Here is a 26,974-nt window from a genome sequence, read left to right as displayed (position 1 = left end):
GCGGGTAGCCTTCCCTGTTTTTCTGTTCCCCTCCGGAACTTGGGTCGTTCACCCCTCGCGCCAGACCAGAGAACCCGTACCGCCCCCCTTTGCCGAACCCCCCACGAACGGGTGAACGGGGTTGACTCGGGTGGGCCGCCGCGTCAGTTGACGGTGAGGACGGTTCCCGCGATCAGCCGGTCGGGGTCGGGGCCGATGAGGTCCTTGTTGAGCTGGTAGAGGTACTGCCAGCCCCCTTGGGTTCCATAGGAACGGGCAATGGCCGACAAGGTCTCGCCGCTCTTGACGGTGTGCACGATGTGGCGGTGGCCGGTGAAGCCGTTGCGCCGCGCGCAGACCGGCCAGGCGTTCCAGCCCTGCACCTTCAGCACTTCCTCCGCGACCGAGATCTGCTCGGCGGGGGTGGCGAGGTCGGCGCGCCGGGCATAGGCGCGACCGCCGAACAGCTCCCAGGTGGGCTGCCAGAACTGGAGTCCGCCGTAGTAGCTGTTGCCGGTGTTGATGTGCCAATTCCCGCTGCTCTCGCACATGGCGATCCGGTCCCAGACGGTCGGGGACCCGGCGGCGGCCCGCGCGGCCTGGAAGGCGATGGCCGCCTGTACCGACGGCACCGACTGCGGGGACCCGCCGGACCGCTCGGGCTGCTGCGGCTGTCCCGGCCGCTCCACGGGCGGTGGGACGGCCGGCGCGCCCTGGGCGGCCGTCGCGGGTGGCGCGGCGGCCACCGGCAGCAGCACGGCCGCACCGAGCGCGGCCAGCGTGGCGGCGGCGCGTGCGACGGCCACGGCGACGCGCACCGAGGCACGCGGGGAGACGATATGACGATAAGACGACTGATCGCTCATCGGGCCACGCTAAGCACGGCCGCACCCCGGATCGGGGGCATCGCGTCCGTACGTCGCGTGTACCCCACCCGGTCGGACCACAACGGGGTGGGGCACACGGGGGAATGCGGCGGGTCCGGTTTACGGCGGCCTTACGACGCTCCGGCACTGAACGAGCGCGGTCCCGGGGCGCCCCGGCCGGGCGGGCGCCCGAACCGCCCCTCCGGCGGACGGTCCGTCACCAGTGCGGCCACCACGCCGGAACGACCGGGCCCTGACCCCGCTCCGCCGGGCCGCGCACGACGGCGATCAGGGCGGTGCGTGTCGCGTTGCGGTCGGCCCGGCCCTCGGCGGCCGACTCGTAGCGCGGCATGGTCCGCCGTACGACCTTCGCCGGTTCCCGCTTCTTCGGCTCGGCGGCGGGCTTGACGGTCTTCCTGACGGGCTTGTCGAGGGACTTGCCCGTCGACTTCGCGGACGGCGTGCCCGCGGACGGCGCGTCCCCGTAGGCTCCCGCGCGGCGCGAGCAGACGGGCCAGGCGCCCCAGCCGCTGGCGCGCTGGAGCTTTGTCGCTATGGCGATCTGCTGCTCGCGGCTGGCGAGGTCCGCGGTCGGCGCGTACGCGGTGCCGCCGTAGGACCGCCAGGTGCCGGGGGCGAACTGGAGTCCGCCGTAGTAGCCGTTGTGGGTGTTGATGTGCCAGTTCCCGCCGCTCTCGCACTGCGCGATACGGTCCCACACCCCGTTGTCGGCCGCCGACGCCTCTCCCGCGGCGGCCAGCACGCCCAGCGGCGCCAGTGCGGCGACGCCGGTCAGGAGCGCGGTGTGCCGGTACTTGCAGTTCAAGACCATGGATTCCCTCTCCACGGACCCGGGTGTCCCCCCTGCTGCGTCACGACGGGCGCCGCTCCCCCACGGATGCGGCGCCCGTCCGAACCCGGGCGGTGCGATTTGCACACGGCGGGCGAATCTAGGCAGCCGCACCCCCTCGCACCAAACAATTGCCGTCCACCGCAGGCCAGTTGAGGGTTACCGGCGGTAAGAAGACGAGGTTTACGGGTGATTGGCGCGTACGTATCGTCGTAAATGAGGATCTAAACGGCGCGCTCCGTGAGTAGCCTCACAGGCCCAACTTTCGTCACCCACACGGCCGTTCGACGCTGCGTGAGCGATTCGCCGGGAATCTCACCCTCGGCGACCGGTAACGGAATACATCCCCCCGCAAAGCGTGACTCCCACCACAGATCATCCGTTGTCACTATGCGCCGGGACAGGTCCGGCGTTCCGGCCGGATTCGTGACCGCACCACCGCACTTCAAGGAGACTCCCGTGCCGCCCATGCTCGACGTGAGTGACGAGGTACGAGCCGAGATCGGCGACGAGGAGACCCAGCGGCTCCTCAACGGCGCCAACGCTCCTGGCACGTACGACTGCACGTCCTGTCGCACCCCCGGGGACACCGGGCAGGAGCGGACCAGCACCGTGCTCTTCGTGGGCGACGAGACGGCGGTCCTCGCCTTCGCGCACGCCGCCTGCATCCCCTCGCAGGTCGTCCCGGTCACCGAGGAGCAGTTGCAGGGCGCCGTCCGCAGCATCGGCGGCCCCGAGACGGCGGCGGGGCCCTCGATCGGCGGCCAGGCCGACGCGCCGCCCGTGGAGACCGCGCCCCGGCAGGCGGTGCTCGGCATCACCTGCGGTCTGATCATCGTCGAGGAGACGCTGCGCCCGGCGCTCGTGATCGAGCCCACCGGGCCGGTCGCACGGGTCGGCGCCACCGGCGCGGGCGACGACTTCCTGCCGCTCCTGATCGAGCAGGGCTTCATGCCGCAGCTCGACCTGGAGGTGCCGCCGTCGCCGCTGTCGGGCTGGTCGGTGCTGCTGGCCACCGGGCGGCTGCACGCCGTGCTCCAGCCCGGCGCGGGCGGCACCCCCGGCACCGCGTGGTGGCAGGCGCACCAGCCGCTCCAGGTCAGCGACGGCTGGCGGAACGCCGTCAACCGGACCAACGAGGTGTACGTCTACGCCGCCCCGGCCGGTTCCATCGGCCGTCAGCCGCGCGAGGACCTGATGCGGGACGCCCTGGCCAGGGCGTGCTCGCGGGGCCTGCTGGTGGCCGCGACGATGCCGCTGTCGGGGACCTGAGCCACCCGTCTCACCGGAAACGAGGGGCGTGTACGGGACACCGTGCGCGCCCCTTCCGTGCGCCCACTGCCGCCCGGGTCAAAGATCTGCAATTCAACCGACTGGCCCGCATCCCGGACAACACCGGCTCGTTGGCACATACGTGCACACCTTTGACACCTCCTCCCGGGCCCCTTTCCAGCGCTACATCCCGTCCATGCGCAGCGCGCTGGACGCGACCGGGGGCGGTGCCACAGAAACACCCATCTACGACGCGCTCTACTCGGAGTACCAGCGGCTCTTCCGCACGCTGCCCGGCGACCGGACCGGCGAGGAGGCGTTGCAGTTCAACGGCTTCACCACCTGGCACGCGGAGCAGCCGGCGTACGCCCCCGGCAGGCACCGCGGCAACGGCCCGGCGGCGCTGCCGCCGGGTCGTCCCGACAATCGGATGCCCGGGCTCTGACCCCGGGAGCCCCCGGCTCGCGGGGGCCCGTGCGCGCCGCTACTTCTTGCGCCCGCGCTTCTCGCGGACCCGCACCGACACCTGGATCGGCGTACCGGCGAAGCCGAACTCCTCGCGCAGCCGACGCTCGATGAAGCGCCGGTAGCCCGCCTCCAGGAAACCCGAGGCGAACAGCACGAACCGCGGCGGCTTGATGCCCGCCTGCGTCCCGAACAGGATGCGGGGCTGCTTTCCGCCGCGGATCGGGTGCGGGTGCGCGGCGACCAGCTCGCCCAGGAACGCGTTGAGGCGGCCGGTCGGCACCCGGGTCTCCCAGCCCGCGATGGCCGTCTCGATCGCCGGGACCAGCCGCTCCATGTGCCGCCCGGTGCGCGCCGAGACGTTGACCCGCGGCGCCCACTGCACCTGCACGAGGTCCTTCTCGATCTCGCGCTCCAGGTAGTAGCGCCGCTCCTCGTCCAGCAGGTCCCACTTGTTGTACGCGATCACGACCGCGCGGCCCGCCTCGACGGCCATGGTGATGATCCGGGTGTCCTGCTCGGCCAGCGTCTCACTGGCGTCCACCAGGATGACCGCGACCTCGGCCTTCTCCAGCGCCGCCGCCGTACGCAGCGAGGCGTAGTAGTCCGCGCCCTCGGTGAGGTGGACGCGGCGGCGGATGCCCGCGGTGTCGATGAACTTCCAGGTGACACCGCCGAGCTGGATCAGCTCGTCCACCGGGTCGCGGGTGGTGCCCGCGACCTCGTTGACGACCACCCGGTCCTCGTTGGCCACCTTGTTCAGCAGGGACGACTTGCCGACGTTCGGGCGGCCGATGAGCGCGATCCGGCGCGGGCCGCCGACGACGTCGCCGAAGGTCAGCGCGGGCGCCTCGGGCAGCACCTCGATGATGGCGTCGAGCAGATCGCCGGTGCCCCGGCCGTGCAGCGAGGAGACCGGGTAGGGCTCGCCGAGGCCGAGGTTCCACAGCGCGGCCGCGTCGGCCTCGCCGGACGGTCCGTCGACCTTGTTGGCGGCCAGCACGACCGGCTTGCCCGCGCGGCGCAGCAGCCGTACGACCGCCGCGTCGGTGTCGGTGGCGCCGACGGTGGAGTCCACGACGAAGACCACCGCGTCGGACGCCTCGATGGCGAACTCGGCCTGCGCCGCCACGGAGGCGTCGATGCCGAGGACGTCCTGCTCCCAGCCGCCGGTGTCCACGATCTTGAAGCGGCGGCCGTTCCAGTTCGCCTCGTACGTGACGCGGTCGCGGGTGACGCCCGGCTTGTCCTCCACGACCGCCTCGCGGCGGCCGATGATCCGGTTGACCAGTGTCGACTTGCCGACGTTGGGACGGCCGACCACGGCGAGCACCGGCAGCGGGCCGTGCCCGGCCTCGGCCAGGTCGTCGGCCACCTCTTCGAGGTCGAAGCCCTCCTCGGCGGCAAGCTCCATGAACTCGGCGTATTCGGCGTCGCCGAGCGCGCCGGTCCCGCCGTGCTCGGTCTGCTCGTCTGCGTGGTCCATGAGGTATCTCCGTCGATCAACTGTGGCGGCTGCGGTAACCAGTGTGGTGCAGCCGGTGCGGTTCGGCCTGCGCGTTTTCCGTCTGCGCGGTCAGCGGCCGGTGGCTTGCTTGGCGTGCGCCAGGTGGGCGGTGAGCCGCTCCTGGATGCGCAGCGTGGCGGCGTCCATCGCGCTGCGGGTGCGGCGCCCGCTGCCGTCGCCCGCCTCGAAGGGCTCCCCGAAGACGACGTCGATCCGCGAGCGCAGCGGCGGCAGCGCCGGGACCGCCCGGCCCTTGGCGGTGCTGCCGAGGACGGCGACCGGCACGACGGGCGCGCCGGAGCGCACCGCGAAGTACGCCAGACCCGAGCGCAGCTCGGCGAAGTCGCCGTCGCCCCGGGTGCCCTCGGGGAAGATGCCGAGCATCCCGCCGCGCTCCAGGACGCCGAGCGCGGCGGTTATCGCCGTACGGTCGGCGGTCTCGCGGTCGACCTTGAGCTGCCCGATGGAGCGCAGGAACGGGTCGAGCGGCCCGACGAAGGCTTCCTTCTTCACCAGGAAGTGGAGCGGGCGCGGCGAGATGCCGATCAGCATCGGGCCGTCGATGTTGTGCGAGTGGTTGCCCGCCAGGATGACCGGGCCGTGCGCCGGTACCCGCCAGGCGCCGAGCACCCGGGGCCGCCACAGGCCGTTCATCAAGACGATGCCGATCCGGCGTCCGACGGCCGCTCCGCGCGGTCCCGGCGCCGTGCCCTGCTCTGCGGTCACCTGGGCGCCCGCTTCTCCTCGACCAGAGTGACGATGCACTCGATGACCTGGTCGAGGGTGAGGTCGGTGGTGTCGACCTCGACCGCGTCGGCGGCCTTGGCCAGCGGGGAGGTCTTGCGGCCCGAGTCGGCCGCGTCCCGCTTGATGAGCGCGGCCCGGGTGTCCGCGACGCTCAGCGCGCCGTTCAGCTCACCGCTGCGGCGGGCGGCGCGGGCCTCGGCGGACGCGGTGAGGAAGATCTTGACGGTGGCGTCAGGGAAGACGGTCGTGCCGATGTCCCGGCCCTCGACCACGATGCCGCCGGGGGACGCGGTGGCGGCGGCGCGCTGCAACTCGACCATCCTGGCCCGTACCTCGGGGACCGCGCTGACGGCGCTGACCGCGGCGGTGACCTCCTGGGTGCGGATCGGGCCCGAGGCGTCCACGCCGTCCACGGTGATGCCGGGGGCCGCCGGGTCGTGGCCCGCGACGATGGCGGGCTTGCCCGCGCAGTCGGCGACGGCCACCGGGTCGTTGACGTCGATGCCGTTGCTCAGCATCCACCAGGTGATCGCGCGGTACTGCGCCCCGGTGTCGAGGTAGCTCAGCCCCAGCTTCGCCGCGACCGCCCTGGACGTGCTGGACTTGCCGGTACCGGAAGGGCCGTCGATGGCGACGATCACCGGATTTTCCACAGCGGGTGGCCTTCCTCGTGCGCGGAGCGGGGGGCGGGCGGGCCGGCCGAGGGGCCGGATGCCATTCCCCCAAGGTTACCGGCCGCCCGCGCGCCGGAACGCCACGGGTTTTCCCTGCCGGGACGGGCACGGGGCCGGGGTGCCGGGCCGGGTGCCCGTCACGCTCGCGCCCGGGTGTGCCGGGTGAGCCATGTGCGCCCTGTGCCCGCGTACGGTCCTGCGGCTGACCCGTCCGGCACGCGTCCGATCCGTACCGCCGGAGCCCGGCCGCGCCCCGACCGTGCCACCGCCCGGCCCGCGCCATACGTCTACTGCCGGATCGACCAGCCGCGTTCGCGCAGTGCCACGGTCAGGGCGGGCGCGGTGCGCGGCTCGACCATGAGGTGCACCAGACCGGCCTGCTGTCCGGTGGAGTGTTCGATGCGGACGTCCTCGATGTTGACGCCCGCCGCGCCCGCGTCGGCGAAGAGGCGGGCCAGCTCGCCCGGCTGGTCGCCGATGAGGACGGCCACGATCTCGTACGCCTTGGGCGCCGTGCCGTGCTTGCCGGGGACCTTGGCGCGGCCCGCGTTGCCGCGCCGCAGGATGTCCTCGATGCCCGCCGCGCCGCCGCGCCGCTTGTCCTCGTCGGCGGACTGGAGGGCGCGCAGCGCCGCGACCGTCTCGGTCAGGTCGACGGCGACGTCGGCGAGGACGTCGGCGACCGGTCCGGGGTTGGCGGCCAGGATGTCCATCCACATGCCGGGCTCGGAGCCCGCGATGCGCGTGACGTCGAGGATGCCCTGGCCGCACAGGCGTACGGCGGTGTCCTCGGCGTGCTCCAGGCGGGCCGCGACCATGCTGGAGACGAGCTGCGGGGTGTGCGAGACCAGGGCGACGGCCCGGTCGTGGGCGTCGGCGTCCATGACGACGGGGACGGCGCGGCACAGCGCGACCAGTTCGAGGGCGAGGTTGAGCACCTCGGTGTCGGTGGCCGGGGTCGGGGTGAGCACCCAGGGGCGGCCCTCGAAGAGGTCGGCGGTCGCGGCCAGCGGCCCGGAGCGCTCGCGGCCCGCCATGGGGTGGGTGCCGATGTAGTGGGTGAGGTCGCAGCCCAGCGCCTCCAGGTCGCGGCGCGGGCCGCCCTTGACGCTGGCGATGTCGAGGTAGCCGCGGCCGAGGCCGCGGGTCAGCGCGTCGGCGAGGGTGGCCGCGACGTGGGCGGGCGGCACGGCGACGATCACGAGGTCGACCGGGCCCTCGGGCTCCCCCGTGGTGCCCGCGCCGAGCGAGGCCGCGGTGCGCGCGGTGCCCGGGTCGTGGTCGGTGAGGTGGACGTCCACACCGCGCGCGGTGAGCGCGAGGGCGGCGGAGGTGCCCATCAGACCGCTGCCGACGACCAGGGCGGTCCTCACTGGGCGACGCTCCCGGAGGCGTCCCGCTCGGGTCGGCCGCTCCCGCGGACCGTTCGTACCGCCACGTCACTGCTCCCTCGGCTGCTCACGTACCTGCCGACCAGGGTAGTCACCGGGGGCGGGGCGCGAGACGGCCGCCCGCACTGCGAGACGCGCGCCGCGGGCGTACGGGCGCCACGGACGTACGGGCGCCACGGGCGTACGGGCGGCGCGGGCGTACGCGCGGCGCGGGCGTACGCGCGGCGCGGGCGTACGCGCGGCGCGGGCGTACGCGCGGCGCGGGCGTACGCGCGGCGAGGACGTACGGGCAAGGCCCCCGGGGCGGCTGGGTACGCGAGCCGGACCGCCTCGGGGGCGGGGACATTACTTGCCGAGGCCGCCGAGCTTGCTGAGCTGCCTGCTGATGACGTCCTGGAGGGACTCCCCCTGCGGGACCTCGCCCTCGGGCGTCAGCTTGTCCACCGCCTCGGGGAGGCTGCCCGCGAGGTGGTCGGCGGCCTCCCGCGGGGAGACGCCCGCATCCTGCGCCGCCTTCTGGAGGGCGTCGTCGGGAAGCGCCTGGGCGATCTGGTCGCCGGTGACGGGCTTGTTGTCGCCCAGGCCCACCCACGACCTGGCCTGCTCGCCGAGGCCGGACTTGTTGAGCATGCCCAGCAGCCCTTCGAGGGGGTTGCCCGATGCGCCGTTGGCCGCGGCGGCGCCGGTGCCACCGGCCGCGCCCTTGCCGCCGAGCTGGCCCAGCAGCGAACCGAGGAGGCCGCCCGCGCCGCCGGCGGAGGAGCCGCCCTTCGCGCCGCTGAGCAGAGTGCCGAGAAGGCTTCCGAGGTCGTTTCCCGCCATGGTCTCGTCCCTTTCAGGAGTCGGGCCGTCGGCGCGCGTCACGTCGCCCGGTACCGAACACGGACAATGTCCCGCAAACCCGTCTCCGCCGCCACTTGCCACCGCCTCACCCGCCCGGACCAGGTAGAACTTCCCCATGCTCTTCCACTTGGTGCCGCTGGACGACTGGCTGCACGCGCCCGAGCGCCCGTACGCCCCCGCCTCCCTGGACGAGGAGGGTTTTGTGCACTGCTCGCCCGACGAGGCCGTGACCCTCGCGGTGGCCGACGCCTTCTACCGGGAGGTGGCGGGGCCGCTGATGGTGCTGCTGATCGAGGAGGCCGCGCTGCGCGCCGAGGTCCGCTGGGAGGCGGCCGATCCGGCGCCGCCGCCCGGCGTTCCGGAGGGCACGGCCTTCCCGCACGTCTACGGCCCCATCGACCGGCCCGCGGTGACCGGCATGCTGGAGGTCGTACGGGATTCGTACGGCCGTCCGCTCGGGCTGACGGCCTGGTCGTAGTCCCGCTACGGCCCTCGGGATCTCCCCCGCCGCAGCGGTACCGTGGGCCCCGCCCTCACCGTCCGCAACGTGATCACCGCACGAAGCAGTGGAAACTCCGGCGCTTGGTCGGACTTCATGGCGATAATCGCCCTCATGCGCGATCCGCTGGGGCACGACCTTGTCCGGGACCACACGGTCTATGCCTGCGTCATGGGCTCGCGCGCCTTCGGTCTGGCCACCGACGGCAGTGACACCGACCGGCGCGGTGTGTACGTGGCGCCCACCGAATTGTTCTGGCGTTTCGACAAGCCGCCGACGCATGTCACAGGACCGCGGCACGAACAGTTCTCCTGGGAGCTGGAGCGATTCTGCTCGCTCGCGCTGCGCGCCAACCCCAATCTGCTCGAATGCCTGCACTCACCGCTGGTGGAGTACGCCGACCCGACCGGGCTCGAACTCCTCGACCTGCGCGACGCGTTCCTCTCCCGCCGCGCCGACGCCACCTTCCGCGGCTACGCCGCCCAGCAGCTCGGCCGCCTCGAAGCGGACATCCGCACCCACGGCCAGCCGCGCTGGAAGCACGCCATGCACCTGCTGCGGCTCCTGATGTCCTGCCGCGACCTGCTGCGCACCGGCCGCCTCACCATCGACGTCGGCGACCAGCGCGAGCGCCTGCTGTCCGTCAAGCGCGGCGAACTGAGCTGGGACGAGGTCCGCGCCTGGATGCGCACGCTCCACGAAGAGACCGACACCGCCGCCGCCCGCTCCCCCCTCCCCCCCGACCCCGACCGCCCCCGCATAGAAGCCTTCCTCACCCGCGTCCGCCGCACCTCAGCCACATTCCCACTCCCCCCCAAGCCCGCGTAGCTCATGCCCGTACTCGATCCGTCCGGCCCACTCAGCGGGCCAGGCGTCCGCCCCGAGCCACGCCCCCGCGAAGGCGCCCGTCAGACAGGCGATCGAGTCCGAGTCACCTGAACTGCACGCGGCCCGGCGCAAGGCGGTGACCGGCTCGTCGGGAAAGAGCAGGAAGCACAGCAGCCCGGTCGCGAACGCCTCCTCTGCGACCCACCCCTCCCCGGTCGCCAGGCACGGATCGGCCTCCCGGTCGGGTGCCCGCAGCGCCTCCCCGAGCCGGTCGAGCGCCAGCGCGCACTCGTCCCAGCCGCGCTCGATGAACCGCGCGGGCGTGGGGTCCTGCGCGTACGTCCACAGGTCGCCCAGCCACGCCTCGTGGTACCGCGACCGGTTGGCCGCCGCGTACTCCCGCAGCAGGCCGGGCAGTTCGGCGGGCCGGGTGCCCTGCGCCAGCAGCCGGACGGCGTACGCGGTCAGGTCCGAGGCCGCGAGCCCGGTCGGATGCCCGTGCGTGAGCGCCGCCTGGAACTGCGCGATGCCCGCGCGGGTCCGCTCGTCGAGCCCCGGCACGAGCCCCGCGGGGGCGACCCTCATGTTGGCGCCGCACCCCTTCGACCCGATCTCGGTCGCGTCCTGCCAGCGCCGGTCCTGATCGCTGAGCCGCCGGCACGCCACCATGCACGTGTGGCCGGGCGCCCGGTTGTTCTCCGGCGACCGCCACCACTCGACGTACTCCTCGCGCAGCGGCCGGAGCAGCCGCGACGGCGCCAACGGACCGCGCCCCGCCGCCCTGCGCAGAGCGCGCCCGAAGGCCAGCGTCATCTGCGTGTCGTCGGACACCACGGCGGGGGTGAACAGCTCCATCCCCCGCCACGGCCCGCACTTCGCCTCGATCTGCGCGACCGTGTTGAACTCGGTCGGGAAGCCGAGGGCGTCACCGAGCGCGAGGCCGATCATCGCGCCGGTCGCGGGGCGCTTGGAAGACAGGATGGTCATACGGTCATCCAAGCCGCCGGAGCCCCGGGTGACCAGGGCTTTCCGGCGGTTCGGCGTCCGGCGGTGGGGGTTAGAGCTCGACCTCGTGCATCAGCATGCCGACCTCGGTGTTGGTCAGGCGGCGGAGCCAGCCGGACTTCTGGTCGCCGAGGGGGATGGGGCCGAAGCTGGTGCGGACCAGTTTGTCGACGGGGAAGCCCGCTTCGGAGAGCATGCGGCGGACGATGTGCTTGCGGCCCTCGTGGAGGGTGACCTCGACGAGGTAGTTCTTGCCGGTGTTCTGGACCACGCGGAAGTGGTCCGCGCGGGCCCAGCCGTCCTCCAGCTCGATACCGCTCTTGAGCTGCTTGCCGAGGTCGCGCGGGAGCGGCCCCTGGATCGCGGCGAGATAGGTCTTCTGCACGCCGTAGCGCGGGTGGGTCAGCCGGTGGGCCAGCTCGCCGTGGTTGGTGAGCAGGATCAGGCCCTCGGTCTCGGTGTCGAGCCGACCGACGTGGAAGAGCCGGGTCTCGCGGTTGGTGACGTAGTCGCCGAGGCACTGGCGGCCGTCGGGGTCCTCCATGGTGGAGACGACACCGGCCGGCTTGTTGAGCGCGAAGAAGAGATACGACTGGGTGGCGACGGTCAGCCCGTCGACCTTCACCTCGTCGTGGTCCACGTCGACCCGCAGGCCCTGCTCGGTGACGATCCGCCCGTTGACCTCGACGCGGTGCTGTTCGATCAGCTCCTCGCACGCCCGGCGCGAACCCATTCCGGCCCGCGCGAGCACCTTCTGCAGGCGCTCGCCCTCCTGCTCGGCGCCGGGGAAGGTCTTGGGCGTCTTGATCTGCGGCTTGCTGTGCCGCTCCCGGTTGCGCTCCTCGATCTGCGCGTCCAGCTCGCGCGGCCGGGCCGGCACCGGCTTGCGGCCGCGGTTGCCGGTCGGCTTGTTGCTGCCGGGCTTGGTACGCGGCATTCCGCCGGGCTTGTTCGCACCCGACTGGCCGGTGCTGCCCACGTCGTAGCGGCGCTCCTCGGGACGCGGCGTGCCCTTGGGCCGCTGGCTCTGGCCCTCACCGCGGCGCGCGTCCCCCGAGCGCCCGTCGCCCGAGCGGCCGTCGCCGCGCCGGTCGGCACCGCCACGCCGGTCGGCGTCACGGGGCCTGTCGCCTCCGCCGCCCCGCGGGTTCCGGTTGCCGCCGCTGTTCCTGTCGCTGCTTCGCATCAAGTGTCCGTTGTCGAGGTGTCGTCCGGCGCGTCCGGATCGAACGACGGAAGCCCCTCCTGGGACTCCGCCTCGATCGCTTCCGCCTCCGGCAGGAACGGTGCTAGCTCGGGCAGCTCGTCGAGGCTGCGCAGGCCCATACGTTCCAGGAAGTAGTTCGTCGTCCTGTACAGGATCGCACCTGTCTCGGGTTCCGTCCCACCTTCCTCGACCAGCCCCCGCTGGAGGAGGGTGCGCATGACGCCGTCGCAGTTGACTCCGCGGACCGCCGAGACGCGCGAACGGCTGACCGGCTGCCGGTACGCGACCACCGCCAGCGTCTCCAGCGCGGCCTGCGTGAGCCGGGCGTGCTGCCCGTCGAGGACGAACTTCTCCACGGCGGGCGCGAAGGCGGGCCGGGTGTAGAAGCGCCAGCCACCGGCGACCAGCCGCAGGTCGAAGCCGCGTCCCTCGCGGGTGTAGTCGTCGGACAGCTCGCGCAGCGCCCTGCCGACGGCCCGCCGCGGCCGTTCCAGGACCTTGGCCAGGTGCTCCTCGGTGGCCGGTTCGTCGACGACCATAAGCACCGCCTCCAGGGCGGGCTTCAGCTCCAGCTCGGCGGTCGCGGCGGCGAGCAGGCCCGCGGGCGCCGCCGTATCGCCTGCCGCGCCGGCCGCGGCAAGGGCCCCGGTGATATCCGACACGTCCGTCATTCCTCGGCCTCTCCCTGCTCGTGCTGCGGCTCACGCACCGGCACTGACTCCGCCGCCGGCACCGGTTCCGGCTCCCGCCGCGGTTCCGGCCTGCGCGCCGGAGCCGCCGCCTCCTGGTCGAACTCGTCGGTCACCAGCGGCGCCGCCGTGTCCTGCTCCCCGCCCGTCCAGCGGACCTGGAGCAGCCCCAGGGCCTCCTCCTGGTCCAGCGCGACCGCCTTCTCCCGGTACAGCTCAAGGAGCGCGAGGAAGCGCGCCACGACCGTCAGCGTGTCCGGCGCGTCCTCGGTCAACTGCCCGAAACTGGCCACGCCGAGCTCCCGCAGCAGCGCGATCACCCGCTCGCCCTGTTCCCGGACGCTCACCAGCGGGGCGTGGATGTGGTCGACGTACACCTGCGGCTTGGGCTTGGGCAGCATCGCCTTCACCGCGAGCCGCGCGAAGCGCTCGGGGCCGATGCTGAGGACGACCTCGGGCAGCAACTCCGCGTGCTGCGGTTCGAGGCCGACGGTACGGGGGTAGCGCAGCGCCTCGTTGTCCAGCCGCTCGGCGAAGATCGCCGCGATCCGCTTGTACGCCCGGTACTGGAGCAGCCGGGCGAAGAGCAGGTCCCGTGCTTCCAGCAGCGCGAGGTCCGCCTCGTCCTCGACCTCGGCGGACGGCAGCAGGCGGGCCGCCTTCAGGTCCAGCAGGGTGGCCGCGACGACCAGGAACTCGGTGGTCTGGTCGAGGTCCCAGTCCGGGCCCATGGCGTGGATGTACGTCATGAACTCGTTGGTGACCTTCGACAGCGCCACCTCCGTGACGTCCATCTTGTGCTTGGAGATCAGCCCGAGCAGCAGGTCGAACGGCCCCTCGAAATTCGCCAGCCGTACGGTGAAACGGTCCCCTCCGGCCGGAGCCGGAGCCGGCTCGGCCTCAACGGCTTCGACCGGTGCCGCGGGCCCGGTCTCTTCCACCGCCTCTTCCACGGCCTGTGCCGCCACCGCGGCAGGCGGCTCCGCTGTCACGGCAGGCGTCGGTTCCGCCTCGGCGGCGGCGCCGAGCCCGAGGCTGCGGCGGGGAGTGGCGGGTGAGGTCGGCATCGGGGTCCAGGGTACGAAGTGGTCTGTGCAGGCTACTCGCCGCAGCAGGCCATGCCCCGTTCCCCGACCGCGCGCCGTCGGGCGTCAGCGGCCCCGCAGACGGCGTACGAGGATGCTCGCGTCGCCGCGCGACTCCAGATCGGCCAGCACCACGGCGACGGCCTCGCGGACGATCCGGCCGCGGTCGATGGCGAGCCCGTGCTCACCGCGCAGCACCAGCCGGGCGTGTTCCAGATCCATCAGCTCCTCGGCGGAGACATAGACGGTGATCTTCTCGTCGTGCCGCTCGCGCCCGCTGGGACGGCGGTTCTGCCGGGCGGCCTTGCGCCGCGCCTGCTGGGGCTGCGGCTGGGCGGTGATCGGGGGCTGGACCGGTGCGGCCTGCGGCTGCGGCGCGGGCGCGGTCATGGTGCCGGAGGAGGCGGCGGGCGACGGCATACCGGCCCGTTCGGCGGTCAGCGGGCGGCGTGAGGTCGGGATGTCCCGGCCGCCGTGTTCCGCGTTGTCCTCGCCCTGTCCCGCGGTGCCGGAGGGTCGTGTCCCTTCGTCGCCGTCCGCGGGATCGGCCGCGTCGTTCCCGGCGGCCGGGTCGGCCACCGGTACGGACCGCAGCCGGCCGTCCGCCTGCGTACCGTTCTGTCCTTCGCCCGGACCACCGGAGCCGCCGGAGCTCCCGGAACCACCGGAGCCGCCGGGGCCGGGGCCGCCGGGGTGCTGCCGTGGCTGCGGGGCCTGGAGCGCCGCTCCTCCGGTCGTCCGGAACAGCTCGTCGGCGCCCGGCAGACTCACTCGGCGTGGCACCGGGCGAGCACCTCCCTGGCGAGCTGGCGATAGGCGGCCGCGCCGACGGAGTTGGACGCGTAGGTGGTGATCGGCTCGCCCGCCACGGTCGTCTCGGGGAACCGCACGGTGCGGCCGATGACGGTGTGGAAGACGTGCTCGTCGAACGCCTCGACGACCCGGGCCAGCACCTCGCGGCTGTGCACGGTGCGCGAGTCGTACATGGTGGCGAGGATGCCGTCGAGCTCCAGCTCGGGGTTGAGCCGCTCGCGGACCTTCTCGATGGTCTCGGTGAGCAGCGCGACCCCGCGCAGTGCGAAGAACTCGCACTCCAGCGGAACGATCACCGAGTGCGCCGCGGTGAGCGCGTTGACCGTCAGCAGGCCGAGCGAGGGCTGGCAGTCGATGACGATGTAGTCGTAGTCGGCCATCAGCGGCTTGAGGGCACGCTGGAGCGACGACTCGCGGGCGACCTCGCTGACGAGCTGCACTTCCGCTGCCGACAGGTCGATATTGCTGGGGAGCAGGTCCATGCCGGGCACCGCGGTCTTCAGCAGGCACTCGTCGGCCGCCAGTCCGCGTTCCATCAGCAGGTTGTAGACCGTGATGTCGAGTTCCATCGGGTTGACCCCGAGGCCGACCGAGAGCGCGCCCTGCGGGTCGAAGTCAACAAGAAGCACCCGGCGGCCGTATTCGGCCAGCGCCGCGCCCAGGTTGATGGTCGAGGTGGTCTTGCCGACCCCGCCCTTCTGGTTGCACATCGCGACGATCTTCGCGGGGCCGTGGTTGGTGAGCGGATTGGGGATCGGGAAGTACGGCAGGGGCCGGCCGGTGGGGCCGACGCGTTCGCGGCGCTGCCGGGCCGCGTCCGGGGCGAGGGTGGCCGCGTACTCCGGATCCGGTTCGTACTCGGCATCCGGGTCGTAGAACTGACCGTCCTGCAGGTCGTTGTCGTTGAAAGGCGCCATGGCGTAAGCAGGTTGCGTCTCTGTGTTCGTCTCGGGCCGGCGGGACTCGAAGGTGCGGACCGCGACGGAACCGACGGTCATTCCTGGTTGACCACCCCCGGGAGCAAATGTCGACTCATTCACAAGTCGTCTTACCTCCTTGGTGACCAGGAAACTTCTAGACAGGTCAGCGTGACTACAGCCGACGATTCGCGACTCTATGGCGTGTCGGTGGTCCACAGCAACACAATCCGCCGGACACGGCACGATGTGTCGGCAACCGAACACCCCGCTGTCAAGGGCGTAAGCACATGAACGGCCGGGCCTCGACACACAAGACCCGGCCGGTGGTGCGGTGTTGGCGCGATGTTGACGCGCCTGGTCACAGTGGCCGCCGGTCAGCCCAGCAGCGCGTGCAGGTCGGTGGAGTCGAGGCCGTGCGCCTCGGCCACCGGACCGTAAACAACTTGTCCCTCATGCGTGTTGAGACCGAGAGCGAGAGCCGCGTCACGTCGCAGCGCCTCGCGCCAGCCGCGGTTGGCCAGTTCGACGATGTACGGCAGCGTCGCGTTGGTCAGCGCGTACGTCGAGGTGTTGGGAACCGCGCCGGGCATGTTCGCGACGCAGTAGAACACCGACTGGTGCACGGGGAACGTCGGTTCGGCGTGCGTGGTGGGGCGGGAGTCCTCGAAGCAGCCGCCCTGGTCGATCGCGATGTCGACAAGGACAGATCCCGGCTTCATGCGCGAGACCAGCTCGTTGGTGACCAGCTTCGGCGCCTTCGCGCCCGGAATGAGCACCGCGCCGATCACGAGGTCGGCGTCGAGCACGGCCTTCTCCAGCGCGTAGGCGTTGGAGGCGATGGTCTGCACGCGGTTGCCGAACACCTTGTCGGCCTCGCGCAGTTTGTTGACGTCCTTGTCCAGCAGCGTGACGTGGAAGCCGAGTCCGAGCGCGATGGTGGTGGCGTGCCAGCCGGAGACACCGGCGCCGATGACGACGGCCTTGCCGGACTGGACACCGGGGACGCCGCCGGGCAGGACGCCGCGACCGCCGGCCGAGCGCATCAGGTGGTAGGCGCCGACCTGCGGGGCGAGCCGGCCGGCCACCTCGGACATCGGGGCGAGCAGCGGGAGCTGGCGGTTCGCGGTCTCCACCGTCTCGTACGCGATGGCGGTGGTGCCCGACTCCAGCAGCGCGTCCGTGCACGCGCGGGAGGCGGCGAGGTGCAGGTAGGTGAAGAGCGTCTGGTCCTTGCGGAGCCGGTGGTACTCCTCGGCGATCGGCTCCTTCACCTTGAGCAGCAGATCGGCCGTGGCCCACACCTCGTCGGCGGTGGCGAGGATGCCCGCACCGGCCGAGACGTACTCCTCGTCGGGGATGGACGAGCCGTCGCCGGCGCCCTGCTCCACGAAGACCTGGTGTCCATTGCGGACGAGTTCGTGCACGCCTGCCGGGGTGATGGCCACGCGGAACTCGTTGTTCTTGACCTCGCGGGGGATGCCCACCTTCACGTCGATCACGGTCCTTGCGCTCAGGGAAGAATGACCGCTTTGGGGCGGCAGGAAGCCAGTCTAGTGAAGGAAGACTCTCTGTCCAGCCTTACAAAGTGACCACTTTGGCCGAGACCATTGGCAGTTTCGTAGGTATACAGCGCGGGGATCGTCAGTTCGGCGCCGATTCGCCCTCGCTGAGCAGGCGGTTCGCGGCGGCGCGCTGGACCGTGGCGCCGCTGGGATCGCCCAGCCGGTCGAGCGTGTCGGCGAGCCGCAGCAGGATCGCGCCCTCCAGCCGCCGCTCCCCCGCCTTGCGCGCCCAGTACAGCGCGTCGCGGCAGGTCCGCAGCGCGTCCTCCGGGTAGCCCGCGTACTCCTGCACCCGCGCGGCCTCGGTCAGCGCGCGGGCCTGCGCGCCCAGGTCGCCCAGCCGCCGGTACGCCCCGGCGGCGGCGCGCCATTCGCGCAGCGCGGGCCCGTACCGGCCGTCGTAGGTGAACAGCGCCCCGATCCGGCCGTGCAGCCGGGCCTCGTGGAAGGTCTCGCCGCGTTCCTGGCGCAGCGCGAGCGCCCTGCCGTACCAGTCGGCGGCCCGCTGCGGGTCGTGCCGCTCCTGATACGTACCGCCGAGGGCTTCCAGCACCCGGCCCTCGGCCTCCGCGTCGTCGCACTTGCGGGCCGCGCCCAGTGCGGCGCGGTACCGGTCGAGCGCCCGGTCGGAACGGCCCGCCGCCGCGTCCAGGTCGCCGAGATTGATCAGCGCCGCCGCCTTCTCCCGGTCCAGGCCGCGCCGCTCGGCGACGTCCAGGACCAGGCCGTGCAGTTCGTACTGCTCGGCCGCCATCGCGTTCCCGCCGGGGAAGGCGGCGAGCGCCTGCACCTGGGCGGCGATCAGCCGTCTGGCCAGGGTGTCCAGATCGCCGTCCGCGACGGCGACCCGCGCGGAGGCCAGCAGCGCGGGCAGCCGGGACCGCAGCCACTCGGCGGCCGTCGCGGGCGAGTCGAAGCTGAGGCTGCGCGGGCCGTCGTCCGGCAGCCGCATCCGCACGAGCGCCGAGCCGCACGACAGCAGCAGCCGTACGGTCCGCTCCAGCATCCTGGCCCGGGCCAGCCGGACCTCCTCCGGGCGGTCGCGGGATTCGAGCAGCCCGCGCAGCAGCGGCTCGAAGCAGCCGGGCAGGCGGTACTGCGGCGGCAGCTCGTCGCCCGTCACCGGACCCGGCGCCAGCAGTGCGCCGCCGACGAAGTCGTCGAGCGTGCTCTGCGCGGCGGCCACGGAACAGCCCGCGAGCGCCGAGGCGACCTGCGCGTCGACCATGCCCGCAGGTGCCAGCGACAGGAGTCGCAGCATCCGCGCGGCGGTCTGCGGCACGTCCTCGTAGACCAGCCGGAAGGACCGGACGAGTTCGCCCTGCGCGGTGGCGCGCGAGGGCGCCGTCCCGTCCGCTTCGGCCGAGGGCGCGGCGGGCGCGTCGGCCGAGACCGTACGCAGCCGGGTCGCGGCGTCCGCCACGGAGAGCGTCGGCCGGGCCGCGAGCCAGGCGGCGACCAGCCGCAGCGCGGTGGGGTGCCCGCCGATCTCCTGCACCAGGGCCTCGGCGGCGCGCGGGTCGCAGGTCACCCGGGTGGAGCCGATGCTGTGCGCGAGCAGTTCCACGGCGGCGGGCGTGTCGAGCCCGCCCAGCGTGCACGGCCGCACGTCCGGCACTCCGGGCAGCGGGCCGTCCGAGGTGACGACGACAAGGCTGCCGGGCGCGTCGGGAATCAGCCCGTCGAGCTGATCGGCGCGCAGGACGTCGTCCAGGACGAGGAGCGTCTTGCGCGAGGTGGCGGCGGGGCCGCCGGACGGGGCGGCCGGGGCGGGAGCGGCGGGTGTTACGGGGGCGGCCGATCCGCCGGCTCCCGGAGTACGGGCGAGGGCTCGGCGGAGGGCGCGGACGGCCTGCTCGGCGGGTACGGGCTCCCCTTCCGGGGAGGTCATACGCAGGAAGACCTGGCCGTCCGGGTAGTCGTCGGCCAGGTCTTCGGCCAGGCGCAGCGCGAGCGCGGTCCGACCGACGCCGGGGCGTCCGGCGACGAGCAGCACGCGCGCCCGCCCCTTCCCCTGCTTTCCGAGGCCCGGCCGTCCGATCTCTCCGCGCAGCTCCGCCAACTCCCTTTCCCGGCCCACGAATTGACCGTCGCCCCGGGCTCCCGCCCATACGGCGGCGCCGACCCGCACCGTGACCTCGCCGGTCCGGCTCACCGGGCGGGCAGCGCCCGCGCCGACATCCGAAGGCGCGGCGGGCGCGGTCCCGGCCTTGGGGTCGGCGTTGGGGTCGGCCTTGGGGTCGGTCTTGCGATGAGGCGTGGGATCAGGCTTGGGGTCCGCCTCGGCGTCCGCCCCGGACCCGTTCTCGGTTCCCGGCGCGACAGCGGCGGCGCGCTCGGCCTTCGCCGGACGAACGGCCGGAGTGTCCGGTGCCGACTCGGACTCGGACTCGGACTCGGGTTCCGGCTCGGCGTCCTTCGCGGGCGGCTGCTCCGGCCCGGACTCGACGGCGGCAGAAGGGGCCTCGGGGGCCGGGCCCTTGCGCGTCGGGGAGCCGGCGGAAGCCGGCCGTCGGCGGCGGGCGCGCGCCTTGGCGGGTGCGGCGGCCGTGTCCGGTTCAGGTGCCGCCGGGGCGTCCGCTCCCGCAGGGGTCCCGTTGGGGTTCAGCGCCTGATCCGTCACGGCCTACGCTCCCGGCTCAGTGGGGTCGTCCGCGCGGGGCGCGGATGCGCGGGTACGCGGCTACGGCGACGAGCCTAGTTCACGCGGTCGGGCCGGTCCGGGGCTCCGACGCGGCCGACCGCGTAAATGATCACTCCATCGGATCATCGAGACCGATGAGGGAGCTGTGAAGAAGCTGTGGAGCGGACGGTCAGGGTGTGAAGGGCCGCGCGGGCCACGGCGACTCGGCGGGCCGCAGCGCGTCGAGACCGGCGCCGTTCATCGCGGCCTGGAGCGCGAAGACGCCCACGACCAGGCAGTTGTTGTGCAGGTCGCCCGCGAGGATCCCGCTGACGAGGTCGGCGAGCGGGACGCGGGCCAGCTCCATGTCGGCCTCCTCCTCGGCGACCGCGAAGCGCTCGCCGTCCGCCTCGGAGACACCGCGCGCGAGGAAGATCCGTACCGCCTCGTCCGTACCGCCGGGGCTGGTGTAGACGTCGGTGAGGACCCGCCAGTCCTCGGCCTTGACGTGCGCCTCCTCGTACAGCTCGCGCTGGGCCGCGTGCAGCGGATTCTCACCGGGGATGTCGAGCAGTCCGGCCGGGATCTCCCAGAGCTTCTGCCGTACCGGGTGCCGGTACTGGCGCAGTACGAGGACGCGGTCGGCGTCGTCGAGGGCGAGGACGGCCACCGAGCCGGGGTGGACCTGGTAGTCGCGGACGGCGGTGGTGCCGTCGGGCATGACCACCTCGTCCGTGCGTACCGACGTCTTCTTGCCGGTGAACGGCGTGGAGGTCACGGTGACCCGCCACTCCTCCTGAGTGTCCTTCAGCATGCTGCGCCTTCCGAGTCCGTGACCGTACCGAGTGACCGGGAGCGGGCGCCGGGCCCGCTCCCGTAACGCCGCCTTCAGCCCTGCCGCTCCTGCGCGTCCTGCTGCTGGCGCGCGACCGCCGCCTTGACCAGCCCGGCGAACAGCGGGTGGGGCCGGGTGGGGCGGGACTTCAGTTCGGGGTGCGCCTGGGTGGCGACCAGGTACGGGTGCACCTCGCGCGGGTACTCGACGTACTCGACGAGCTTGTTGTCGGGCGAGGTGCCCGAGAAGACGATGCCGGTCGCCTTCTCCAGCTCGGCGCGGTAGGCGTTGTTCACCTCGTAGCGGTGGCGGTGCCGCTCCTCGACGTACGGCTGGTCGCCGTAGACCTCGCGGACGATGGAGCCCTCGGCGAGCTTCGCCGGGTAGGTGCCCAGGCGCATCGTGCCGCCGAGGTCGCCCTTGCCGTCCACGATGTCGAGCTGCTCGGCCATGGTCGAGATGACCGGGTGTCCGGTGCCGGGGTCGAACTCGGTGGAGTTGGCGTCGGCGATCCCGGCGAGGTTGCGCGCGGCCTCGATGACCACGCATTGCAGGCCGAGGCAGAGTCCGAGCAGTGGGACGCGGTTCTCACGGGCGAAGGTGATCGCGGTGACCTTGCCCTCGACGCCTCGGTCGCCGAAGCCGCCGGGCACGCAGATCGCGTCCACGTCGCCGAGCTGCGCCGCCGCGCCCGCCGGGGTCCGGCAGTCGTCGGAGGTGACCCACTTGACGTGCACCTTCGCGTTGTTGGCGAATCCGCCGGCGCGCAGTGCCTCGGTCACCGACAGATAGGCGTCGGGCAGGTCGATGTACTTGCCGACCAGCGCGACCTTCACCTCGTGGGCGGGCTCGTGCACCCGCTTGAGCAGGTCGTCCCACTGGGCCCAGTCCACATCGCGGAAGGGCAGGTCCAGCCGCCGGACAACGTACGCGTCCAGGCCCTCGGTGTGCAGCACCTTGGGGATGTCGTAGATGGAGGGCGCGTCGATCGCGGCGACCACCGCGTCCTCGTCGACGTCGCACATCAGCGAGATCTTCCGCTTGATGGCGTCCGGCACATGGCGGTCCGCGCGCAGCACGATCGCGTCGGGCTGGATGCCGATGTTGCGCAGCGCGGCCACCGAGTGCTGGGTCGGCTTGGTCTTCAGCTCGCCGGAGGGGCCGATGTACGGCAGCAGCGAGATGTGCACCACGAAGACGTTGTCCCGGCCGACCTCGTGCCTGACCTGGCGGACCGACTCCAGGAACGGCAGCGACTCGATGTCGCCGACCGTGCCGCCGACCTCGGTGATGACGACGTCCACGTCGTCGGTGGCCATCCGGCGGATACGGGACTTGATCTCGTTGGTGATGTGCGGGATCACCTGCACGGTGTCACCGAGGTACTCGCCGCGCCGCTCCTTGGCGATCACCGTGGAGTAGATCTGGCCGGTGGTGACGTTGGCGGAACCCGCCAGATTGACGTCGAGGAAGCGCTCGTAGTGGCCGATGTCGAGGTCGGTCTCGGCGCCGTCGTCCGTGACGAAGACCTCGCCGTGCTGGAAGGGGTTCATGGTGCCCGGATCCACGTTGAGATAAGGATCGAGCTTCTGCATGGTGACCCGCAGGCCCCGTGCCTTGAGCAGCGCCCCGAGGCTGGAGGCCGTCAGGCCCTTGCCGAGAGAGGAGGCCACACCACCGGTGACGAAGATGTGCTTCGTCGTGGATTTCGGCACATTCTTCAGAAAAGCTGCCAAGAGGGGGCTCCCGTGGTCGCGAGGTGAGGGTCGGGACGGCGTTCGTGCTTGGGAGCGCCGTCGCGGCGGTTCAGTGGTTCATCCCACCGGCCCACGGGCTACCAGGGTATCAGCGACCCCGGCCGCCGAATGATGCGCCACGGCGGCCGGCGGGCACGACCGATGACTTTCACCACTCCGGGCCGCCACCGCCCGGCCTCCGCCCGGCCTCCGCCCGGCCTCCGGACGGCCATCGGGCGGTCGCCCGGCGGTCTTGGTGAGGTCTTCGTGAGGTCTTCGGGCAGCTTTCGTGCGCTCTTCTGGCCGTCGAAGGGCCGTAGTAAGGCCGTAGTAAGGCGTTGTAGCGCAGCCGCGGGGCCGTCGTGGAGCCGCCGCGGGGCCGGTACACCCGACCGGCGGAGCGAAGATCGCGGAGACATGCGCACGCCCTCCTCGGACGACGTATCCTGCACGGACGCATTGCTACGAGCCGACCGGCACGGCACTATCCCCGCCCAGTTCCCGGATCATGAGCTCGTCCAAAATCCCCAGACCGCAAGACCGTCCCCAGCGGGGGCGGCGCCTGTCGTTCGACTGGAGTTGCACGTGGCCGGGCTCATCGAGGACTACGCCCTCATCGGTGATATGCAGACCGCCGCACTGGTCTGCCGGGACGGCACGGTCGACTGGCTGTGCCTCCCCCGGTTCGACTCGCCCGCCGTCTTCGCCGGACTGCTCGGTACCGAGCAGCACGGCTTCTGGCGGCTCGGCCCCGCGCACGGCAAGGACGACCAGCCGCCGGCCGCGACGCGCCGCAGGTACCGGGGCGACTCGCTGGTGCTGGAGTCCGAGTGGGACACCGAGCGCGGCACGGTCCGTGTGATCGACTTCATGCCGCCGCGTGACGGCGCACCGCAGGTCATCCGGATCGTGGAGGGCGTGCACGGCCGCGTCCCGATGCGCTCCGCCCTGCGGATGCGTTTCTCCTACGGGCAGATCACGCCGTGGGTGCACAAGGTCGGCGACCGTACGGTCGCGGTGGCCGGGCCCGACTCCGTGTGGCTGGACACCGATGTCGACACCTACGGCCAGGATCTGACGACGTACTCCGAGTTCACCGTCGCTCCCGGCGACCGCATCGCGTTCACCATCAGTTGGGAGCCGTCGCACAAGCCGCAGCCCTCGCTGCCGGAGCCCGAGGCGTCGCTGACCGCCACCGAGGACTTCTGGCGCGAGTGGGTCGAGCAGTGTACGTACACCGGCCCGTACCGGGACGCGGTGGTGCGCTCGCTGATCACGCTCAAGGCGCTGACGTACGGGCCGACCGGCGCGATCGTCGCCGCGCCGACCACCTCGCTGCCCGAGGACATCGGCGGGGTCCGCAACTGGGACTACCGCTTCACCTGGCTGCGCGACGCCGCGATCACCCTGTCCTCGCTGCTGCGCACCGGCTACCGCGACGAGGCCCGCGCCTGGCGCGAGTGGCTGCTGCGCGCGGTGGCGGGCGACCCCGAGAACCTCCAGATCATGTACGGCATCGCGGGCGAGCGCGAGCTGGGCGAGAACGAGCTGCACTGGCTGCCCGGTTACGAGGGCTCCTCCCCCGTGCGGATCGGCAACGGCGCGGCCCACCAGCTCCAGCTCGACGTGTACGGCGAGGTCACCGAGGCCCTGCACCTGGGCCACATGACGGGCCTGGCCCGCAACGACTACGCGAGCGTCCTCCAGCTCAAGCTGATCCGCTACCTGGAGAAGCACTGGAACGAGCCGGACGAGGGCATCTGGGAAGTCCGGGGCCCGCGCCGCCACTTCGTGCACTCCAAGGTGATGGCCTGGGTCGCGGTCGACCGCACCGTCAAGCTCATCGAGTCCGGCGAGGTCGACGGCCCGCTGGAGCGGCTCAAGGAGCTGCGCGAGGACATCCACTACGACGTGTGCGAGAAGGGCTTCGACCGGGAGCGCAACACCTTCACGCAGTCCTACGGTTCCAAGGAGCTGGACGCCTCGCTGCTGCTCATCCCGCAGATGGGCTTCCTGCCGCCGGACGACAAGCGGGTCATCGGCACCATCGAGGCGATTCAGCGGGAGCTGTCGACCGAGGACGGCTTCGTCCTGCGCTACCCCGTCTCCAGCGGCGCCGACGGCGAGGAGAATCTGGACGGCCTGCCCGGCGACGAAGGGGCGTTCCTCGCCTGCTCGTTCTGGCTCGCCGACGACCTCGCGATGATCGGCCGGGTCGAGGAGGCGCGCAAGCTCTTCGAGAAGCTGCTGGCGCTCCGCAACGACCTGGGTCTGCTCGCCGAGGAGTGGGACCCGCGCCGCAAGCGCCAGGTCGGCAACTTCCCGCAGGCGTTCAGCCATGTGCCGCTGATCGACACGGCGCTGCGGCTCACCGCCACCGGGGCGTTCCGCGCGTAGCGGGTCCCGTACCCCGGTCCGTCAGACCTGCGTCAGCTCGTCGTAGACGCTGAGCACCTGGGCCACCGTGTCGTCCTCGGTGGGCCAGGTGGCGGCCTGGGCGCGGCCCGCCACGGACAGGGCGGTACGGCGGCCGGGGTCGGCGAGCAGGGTGACGACGGCGCGGGCGAGGGCCGCCGCGTCGCCGTAGGGGACGAGGACGGCCGCGTCGCCGACGAGTTCGGGGGTGCCGCCGACGGCGGTGGCGATCAGGGGAACGCCCGCGTGCAGGGCTTCCTGGGCGATCAGCGGGCGGGCCTCCCAGCGGCTGGGCAGCACGACGAGGTCGGCGGCGGCGAGCAGTTCCGGCACGTCGTCGCGGCGGCCGAGCAGGACCACCGGGAGCTGTTCCGCCTCGATCCGCTTCTCCAGGGCCGCGCGCCTACTGCCCTCGCCCGCGACGGCGACCAGCGGCGGCGGTTCGAGACCCGTCCAGTGGGCGGCTGCGTCCAGCAGCAAGTCGTAGCCCTTGTGGGCTTCGAGGCGGCCGACGGCCAGCAGCAGCGGGCGGTCGATCGCGCCGAATTCGGCGCGGGTCTTGTGGGTGTGCCGCTCGCCGTCGCCGGGCAGGCGCGGCGGCGGGGCGACCGGGCGCGGTACGGCGGCCGGTGCCAGCCTGACGTCCTTGGCGCCGAGGTGGCGGGCCCGGTCGACGAGTTCGGCGCAGACGCCGAGGACGACGGTGGCGCCGCGTACCGCCCGGCGCTCCAGCCAGCGCAGCAGCGCGGCGCGGCCCGCGCCGTCGTGTTCCGCGGGGGCGCCGCCGTGCCAGGTGAGGACCAGTGGGGTGCTGCGGCCGCCGAGCGCGATCGCGGCCAGCAGTCCGGCGCGCAGGCCGTGCGCGTGGACGATTCCGGCGCCGGAGAAGACGGCGCGCAGGGCGGCGACGGCGGGCGCGTCGGTGGCGGCGGCGGCCCTGCGGCCGATGTCGAGGGGTACGAAGCGGGCGCCGGTGCCGGAGAAGGCGTAGTCGGCCTCGGCGGCGGGGGGCCCGCAGACGGTGACCGCGACACCCCGCGCCACGAGGCCGCCCGCCAGCGAGCTGACGTGCGCTCCCGACGTCGTGCCCATGACGTGCACGGCGTGGAGCTGCCCCTGGAAGGGGGTGGACATGCTGCTCACGCGGGGCACTGCTCCTGACTCGGCACGGGACGGCGGGTGTTGGCGGGTACGGGCAACCCCTCCAGGATGCCAGGCCGCACCCGCGGGTCACCGGTCACGGTCGCGCTCAGGCCCGCTCACCCGCCCTTGGGATCACCCATACGGGTGTGCCACGCGGCCCCAGGAGTCAACGTGCCGCACTCCGGGCGCGTTCCACAACCGCTCGTGGGAGGAGATCCGGTCGCCCGCGGCGGTCATCGCGATGAGCGCCGCCGCGTGCAGCAGCAGCCCGGTCCTGCCGTTGGCGACGACGATCGCCGCGCCCAGCGCCGCGCCGAGCGCGTGGGCGCCGCCGTCGCCGAGCATCGTCCGCTCGCTGAGGTCGTCGCCGAGTACGGCCGCCGCGGCGCCCACGGGGGCCGCGGCCAGCACTCCCGCGGGGCCGCGGCGCAGCAGGCCGGGCACGCCGACGGCGATGACCGCCTTCGCGGCGCGGCCGGGCGAGATGTCCACCAGGTTCACCGCGTGCGCGGTGCCCGCGATGACGACGCCCGCGAGCAGTTGGTCGAAGGGCCGCACCTTGAGCAGGGTGCCCGCGGCGAGCCCGGCCGCGCCGATGCCGAGGAGTTTCACGGCGCCCGAGGTGAACCGGCCCTCGCGCAGCGCCTTCAGATGCGCGCCGAAGCCGCGTTCGTCGGGCGAGCCGGCCTGGTCGTCGTAGGCCCCGCAGGCGCCCGCGGCCAGTGCGGCGCCGACGGCCGCGATCCGGGAGCGTACGGTCAGGCCGCGCGCGGTGCCCAGGGCGGTCGCGGCCCCGGCCGCGGCGGCCAGGCCGCCGTACAGCTCCACACCGCGCCCCGCGTAGTTGCTGCGCTGCCACATCCGGGCCTCGACCGGGGGCCGCCTGCGCAGCTCCGCGTAGGCCGCGCGGGTCGCACCGGCCGCCGCCATGCCGACGGACAGCCGTCCCGACCGCCCCTTCCAGCCACGCCTGCTCATCCCGCTGCCTCCACGTCGTCGCCGTCGTCCGCTCGCGGCCAA

General features: G+C 72.7%; 24 protein-coding genes. 5 read left to right on the top strand and 19 right to left on the bottom strand.

Annotation, left to right across the window (positions count from 1 at the left end; all coding sequences use genetic code 11):
* Nucleotides 1–143: 143 nt before the first annotated feature.
* Together ACZ4EF_RS18660 and ACZ4EF_RS18655 are read right to left on the bottom strand one after the other, a co-directional pair.
* The gene (locus tag ACZ4EF_RS18660; RefSeq protein ID WP_355333479.1) at nucleotides 144–845 is read right to left on the bottom strand and encodes a transglycosylase family protein; all 702 of its coding nucleotides are present in this window, start codon (nucleotides 843–845) and stop codon (nucleotides 144–146) included.
* 217 nt (nucleotides 846–1,062) lie between these two features.
* Nucleotides 1,063–1,677: a transglycosylase family protein gene (locus tag ACZ4EF_RS18655; RefSeq protein ID WP_355333481.1), complete on the bottom strand. Its 615-nt coding sequence runs from the start codon at nucleotides 1,675–1,677 to the stop codon at nucleotides 1,063–1,065.
* Nucleotides 1,678–2,154: 477 nt separating this feature from the next.
* Between ACZ4EF_RS18655 and ACZ4EF_RS18650 the strand changes: the two genes are divergently transcribed.
* Both ACZ4EF_RS18650 and ACZ4EF_RS18645 read left to right on the top strand, forming a co-directional pair.
* Complete coding sequence (locus ACZ4EF_RS18650; protein WP_355333484.1) at nucleotides 2,155–2,967, top strand: hypothetical protein; 813 nt, start codon at nucleotides 2,155–2,157, stop codon at nucleotides 2,965–2,967.
* Between the two features lie 196 nt (nucleotides 2,968–3,163).
* Nucleotides 3,164–3,412, top strand: coding sequence for a hypothetical protein (locus tag ACZ4EF_RS18645; protein WP_355333486.1), 249 nt, complete (start codon nucleotides 3,164–3,166; stop codon nucleotides 3,410–3,412).
* 39 nt (nucleotides 3,413–3,451) lie between these two features.
* Here ACZ4EF_RS18645 and der read toward each other — a convergent pair whose 3' ends face one another.
* The 5 genes from der to ACZ4EF_RS18620 all read right to left on the bottom strand — a co-directional run bounded on the left by der (nucleotide 3,452) and on the right by ACZ4EF_RS18620 (nucleotide 8,573).
* Nucleotides 3,452–4,918, bottom strand: a complete 1,467-nt coding sequence (gene der, locus ACZ4EF_RS18640) for a ribosome biogenesis GTPase Der (RefSeq protein ID WP_401725229.1) — start codon at nucleotides 4,916–4,918, stop codon at nucleotides 3,452–3,454.
* A gap of 90 nt (nucleotides 4,919–5,008) precedes the next feature.
* Nucleotides 5,009–5,704, bottom strand: a complete 696-nt coding sequence (locus ACZ4EF_RS18635; RefSeq protein ID WP_391048590.1) for a lysophospholipid acyltransferase family protein — start codon at nucleotides 5,702–5,704, stop codon at nucleotides 5,009–5,011.
* Nucleotides 5,662–6,339: a (d)CMP kinase gene (gene cmk, locus ACZ4EF_RS18630; protein ID WP_355333492.1), complete on the bottom strand. Its 678-nt coding sequence runs from the start codon at nucleotides 6,337–6,339 to the stop codon at nucleotides 5,662–5,664. Before cmk ends, ACZ4EF_RS18635 begins: the two co-directional genes overlap by 43 nt.
* Nucleotides 6,340–6,647: 308 nt before the next feature.
* Entirely contained in the window at nucleotides 6,648–7,733 is a 1,086-nt protein-coding gene (locus ACZ4EF_RS18625; RefSeq protein ID WP_355333494.1) for a prephenate dehydrogenase, read from the bottom strand.
* 363 nt (nucleotides 7,734–8,096) lie between these two features.
* On the bottom strand, nucleotides 8,097–8,573 hold the full coding sequence (locus ACZ4EF_RS18620; RefSeq protein WP_467505421.1) for a YidB family protein: 477 nt from the start codon (nucleotides 8,571–8,573) through the stop codon (nucleotides 8,097–8,099).
* A gap of 136 nt (nucleotides 8,574–8,709) precedes the next feature.
* Here ACZ4EF_RS18620 and ACZ4EF_RS18615 point away from each other — a divergent pair, with 136 nt between their 5' ends.
* The gene (locus tag ACZ4EF_RS18615; RefSeq protein WP_391048597.1) at nucleotides 8,710–9,072 is read left to right on the top strand and encodes a DUF952 domain-containing protein; all 363 of its coding nucleotides are present in this window, start codon (nucleotides 8,710–8,712) and stop codon (nucleotides 9,070–9,072) included.
* Between the two features lie 135 nt (nucleotides 9,073–9,207).
* Nucleotides 9,208–9,921 (top strand): nucleotidyltransferase domain-containing protein, encoded by a 714-nt coding sequence (locus tag ACZ4EF_RS18610; RefSeq protein ID WP_391048599.1) that lies wholly within the window; start codon nucleotides 9,208–9,210, stop codon nucleotides 9,919–9,921.
* Here ACZ4EF_RS18610 and ACZ4EF_RS18605 read toward each other — a convergent pair.
* From ACZ4EF_RS18605 to ACZ4EF_RS18560, 10 genes are all read right to left on the bottom strand, one after another.
* Entirely contained in the window at nucleotides 9,886–10,908 is a 1,023-nt protein-coding gene (locus ACZ4EF_RS18605; RefSeq protein WP_467505419.1) for an ADP-ribosylglycohydrolase family protein, read from the bottom strand. The genes ACZ4EF_RS18610 and ACZ4EF_RS18605 overlap by 36 nt on opposite strands.
* A 70-nt stretch (nucleotides 10,909–10,978) precedes the next feature.
* Nucleotides 10,979–12,112, bottom strand: coding sequence for a pseudouridine synthase (locus ACZ4EF_RS18600; RefSeq protein WP_188285806.1), 1,134 nt, complete (start codon nucleotides 12,110–12,112; stop codon nucleotides 10,979–10,981).
* Complete coding sequence (gene scpB, locus ACZ4EF_RS18595) at nucleotides 12,112–12,804, bottom strand: SMC-Scp complex subunit ScpB (protein WP_355333506.1); 693 nt, start codon at nucleotides 12,802–12,804, stop codon at nucleotides 12,112–12,114. Before scpB ends, ACZ4EF_RS18600 begins: the two co-directional genes overlap by 1 nt.
* Nucleotides 12,801–13,889 (bottom strand): segregation and condensation protein A, encoded by a 1,089-nt coding sequence (locus ACZ4EF_RS18590; protein WP_467505416.1) that lies wholly within the window; start codon nucleotides 13,887–13,889, stop codon nucleotides 12,801–12,803. Before ACZ4EF_RS18590 ends, scpB begins: the two co-directional genes overlap by 4 nt.
* A gap of 84 nt (nucleotides 13,890–13,973) precedes the next feature.
* On the bottom strand, nucleotides 13,974–14,690 hold the full coding sequence (locus ACZ4EF_RS18585) for a hypothetical protein (RefSeq protein WP_355333511.1): 717 nt from the start codon (nucleotides 14,688–14,690) through the stop codon (nucleotides 13,974–13,976).
* Nucleotides 14,675–15,637 (bottom strand): ParA family protein, encoded by a 963-nt coding sequence (locus ACZ4EF_RS18580; RefSeq protein WP_355333513.1) that lies wholly within the window; start codon nucleotides 15,635–15,637, stop codon nucleotides 14,675–14,677. The genes ACZ4EF_RS18585 and ACZ4EF_RS18580 overlap by 16 nt, the downstream gene beginning before the upstream one ends.
* Nucleotides 15,638–16,014: 377 nt before the next feature.
* A complete protein-coding gene (gene ald, locus ACZ4EF_RS18575) occupies nucleotides 16,015–17,130 on the bottom strand; it encodes an alanine dehydrogenase (protein ID WP_355333609.1) in 1,116 nt (371 codons plus the stop codon).
* A 151-nt stretch (nucleotides 17,131–17,281) separates the two neighbouring features.
* A complete protein-coding gene (locus ACZ4EF_RS18570; protein ID WP_467505414.1) occupies nucleotides 17,282–19,825 on the bottom strand; it encodes a tetratricopeptide repeat protein in 2,544 nt (847 codons plus the stop codon).
* A 190-nt stretch (nucleotides 19,826–20,015) separates the two neighbouring features.
* A complete protein-coding gene (locus tag ACZ4EF_RS18565; protein ID WP_355333518.1) occupies nucleotides 20,016–20,639 on the bottom strand; it encodes an NUDIX hydrolase in 624 nt (207 codons plus the stop codon).
* A 74-nt stretch (nucleotides 20,640–20,713) separates the two neighbouring features.
* Nucleotides 20,714–22,375, bottom strand: a complete 1,662-nt coding sequence (locus ACZ4EF_RS18560) for a CTP synthase (RefSeq protein ID WP_467505587.1) — start codon at nucleotides 22,373–22,375, stop codon at nucleotides 20,714–20,716.
* A 600-nt stretch (nucleotides 22,376–22,975) separates the two neighbouring features.
* Between ACZ4EF_RS18560 and ACZ4EF_RS18555 the strand changes: the two genes are divergently transcribed.
* Nucleotides 22,976–24,793 (top strand): glycoside hydrolase family 15 protein, encoded by a 1,818-nt coding sequence (locus ACZ4EF_RS18555; protein WP_391048613.1) that lies wholly within the window; start codon nucleotides 22,976–22,978, stop codon nucleotides 24,791–24,793.
* Nucleotides 24,794–24,814: 21 nt separating this feature from the next.
* Here the strand turns inward: ACZ4EF_RS18555 and ACZ4EF_RS18550 are convergent, their stop codons facing one another.
* Together ACZ4EF_RS18550 and ACZ4EF_RS18545 are read right to left on the bottom strand one after the other, a co-directional pair.
* Complete coding sequence (locus tag ACZ4EF_RS18550; RefSeq protein WP_355333613.1) at nucleotides 24,815–25,945, bottom strand: glycosyltransferase family 4 protein; 1,131 nt, start codon at nucleotides 25,943–25,945, stop codon at nucleotides 24,815–24,817.
* Nucleotides 25,946–26,086: 141 nt separating this feature from the next.
* The gene (locus tag ACZ4EF_RS18545; RefSeq protein ID WP_355333523.1) at nucleotides 26,087–26,932 is read right to left on the bottom strand and encodes a hypothetical protein; all 846 of its coding nucleotides are present in this window, start codon (nucleotides 26,930–26,932) and stop codon (nucleotides 26,087–26,089) included.
* Between the last annotated feature and the right edge of the window lie 42 nt (nucleotides 26,933–26,974).

The organism is Streptomyces sp. NPDC025721 (genome assembly GCF_055558595.1).
Note: the sequence above shows the minus strand (reverse complement) of the source record. Positions and strands in the feature narration are given on the sequence as shown.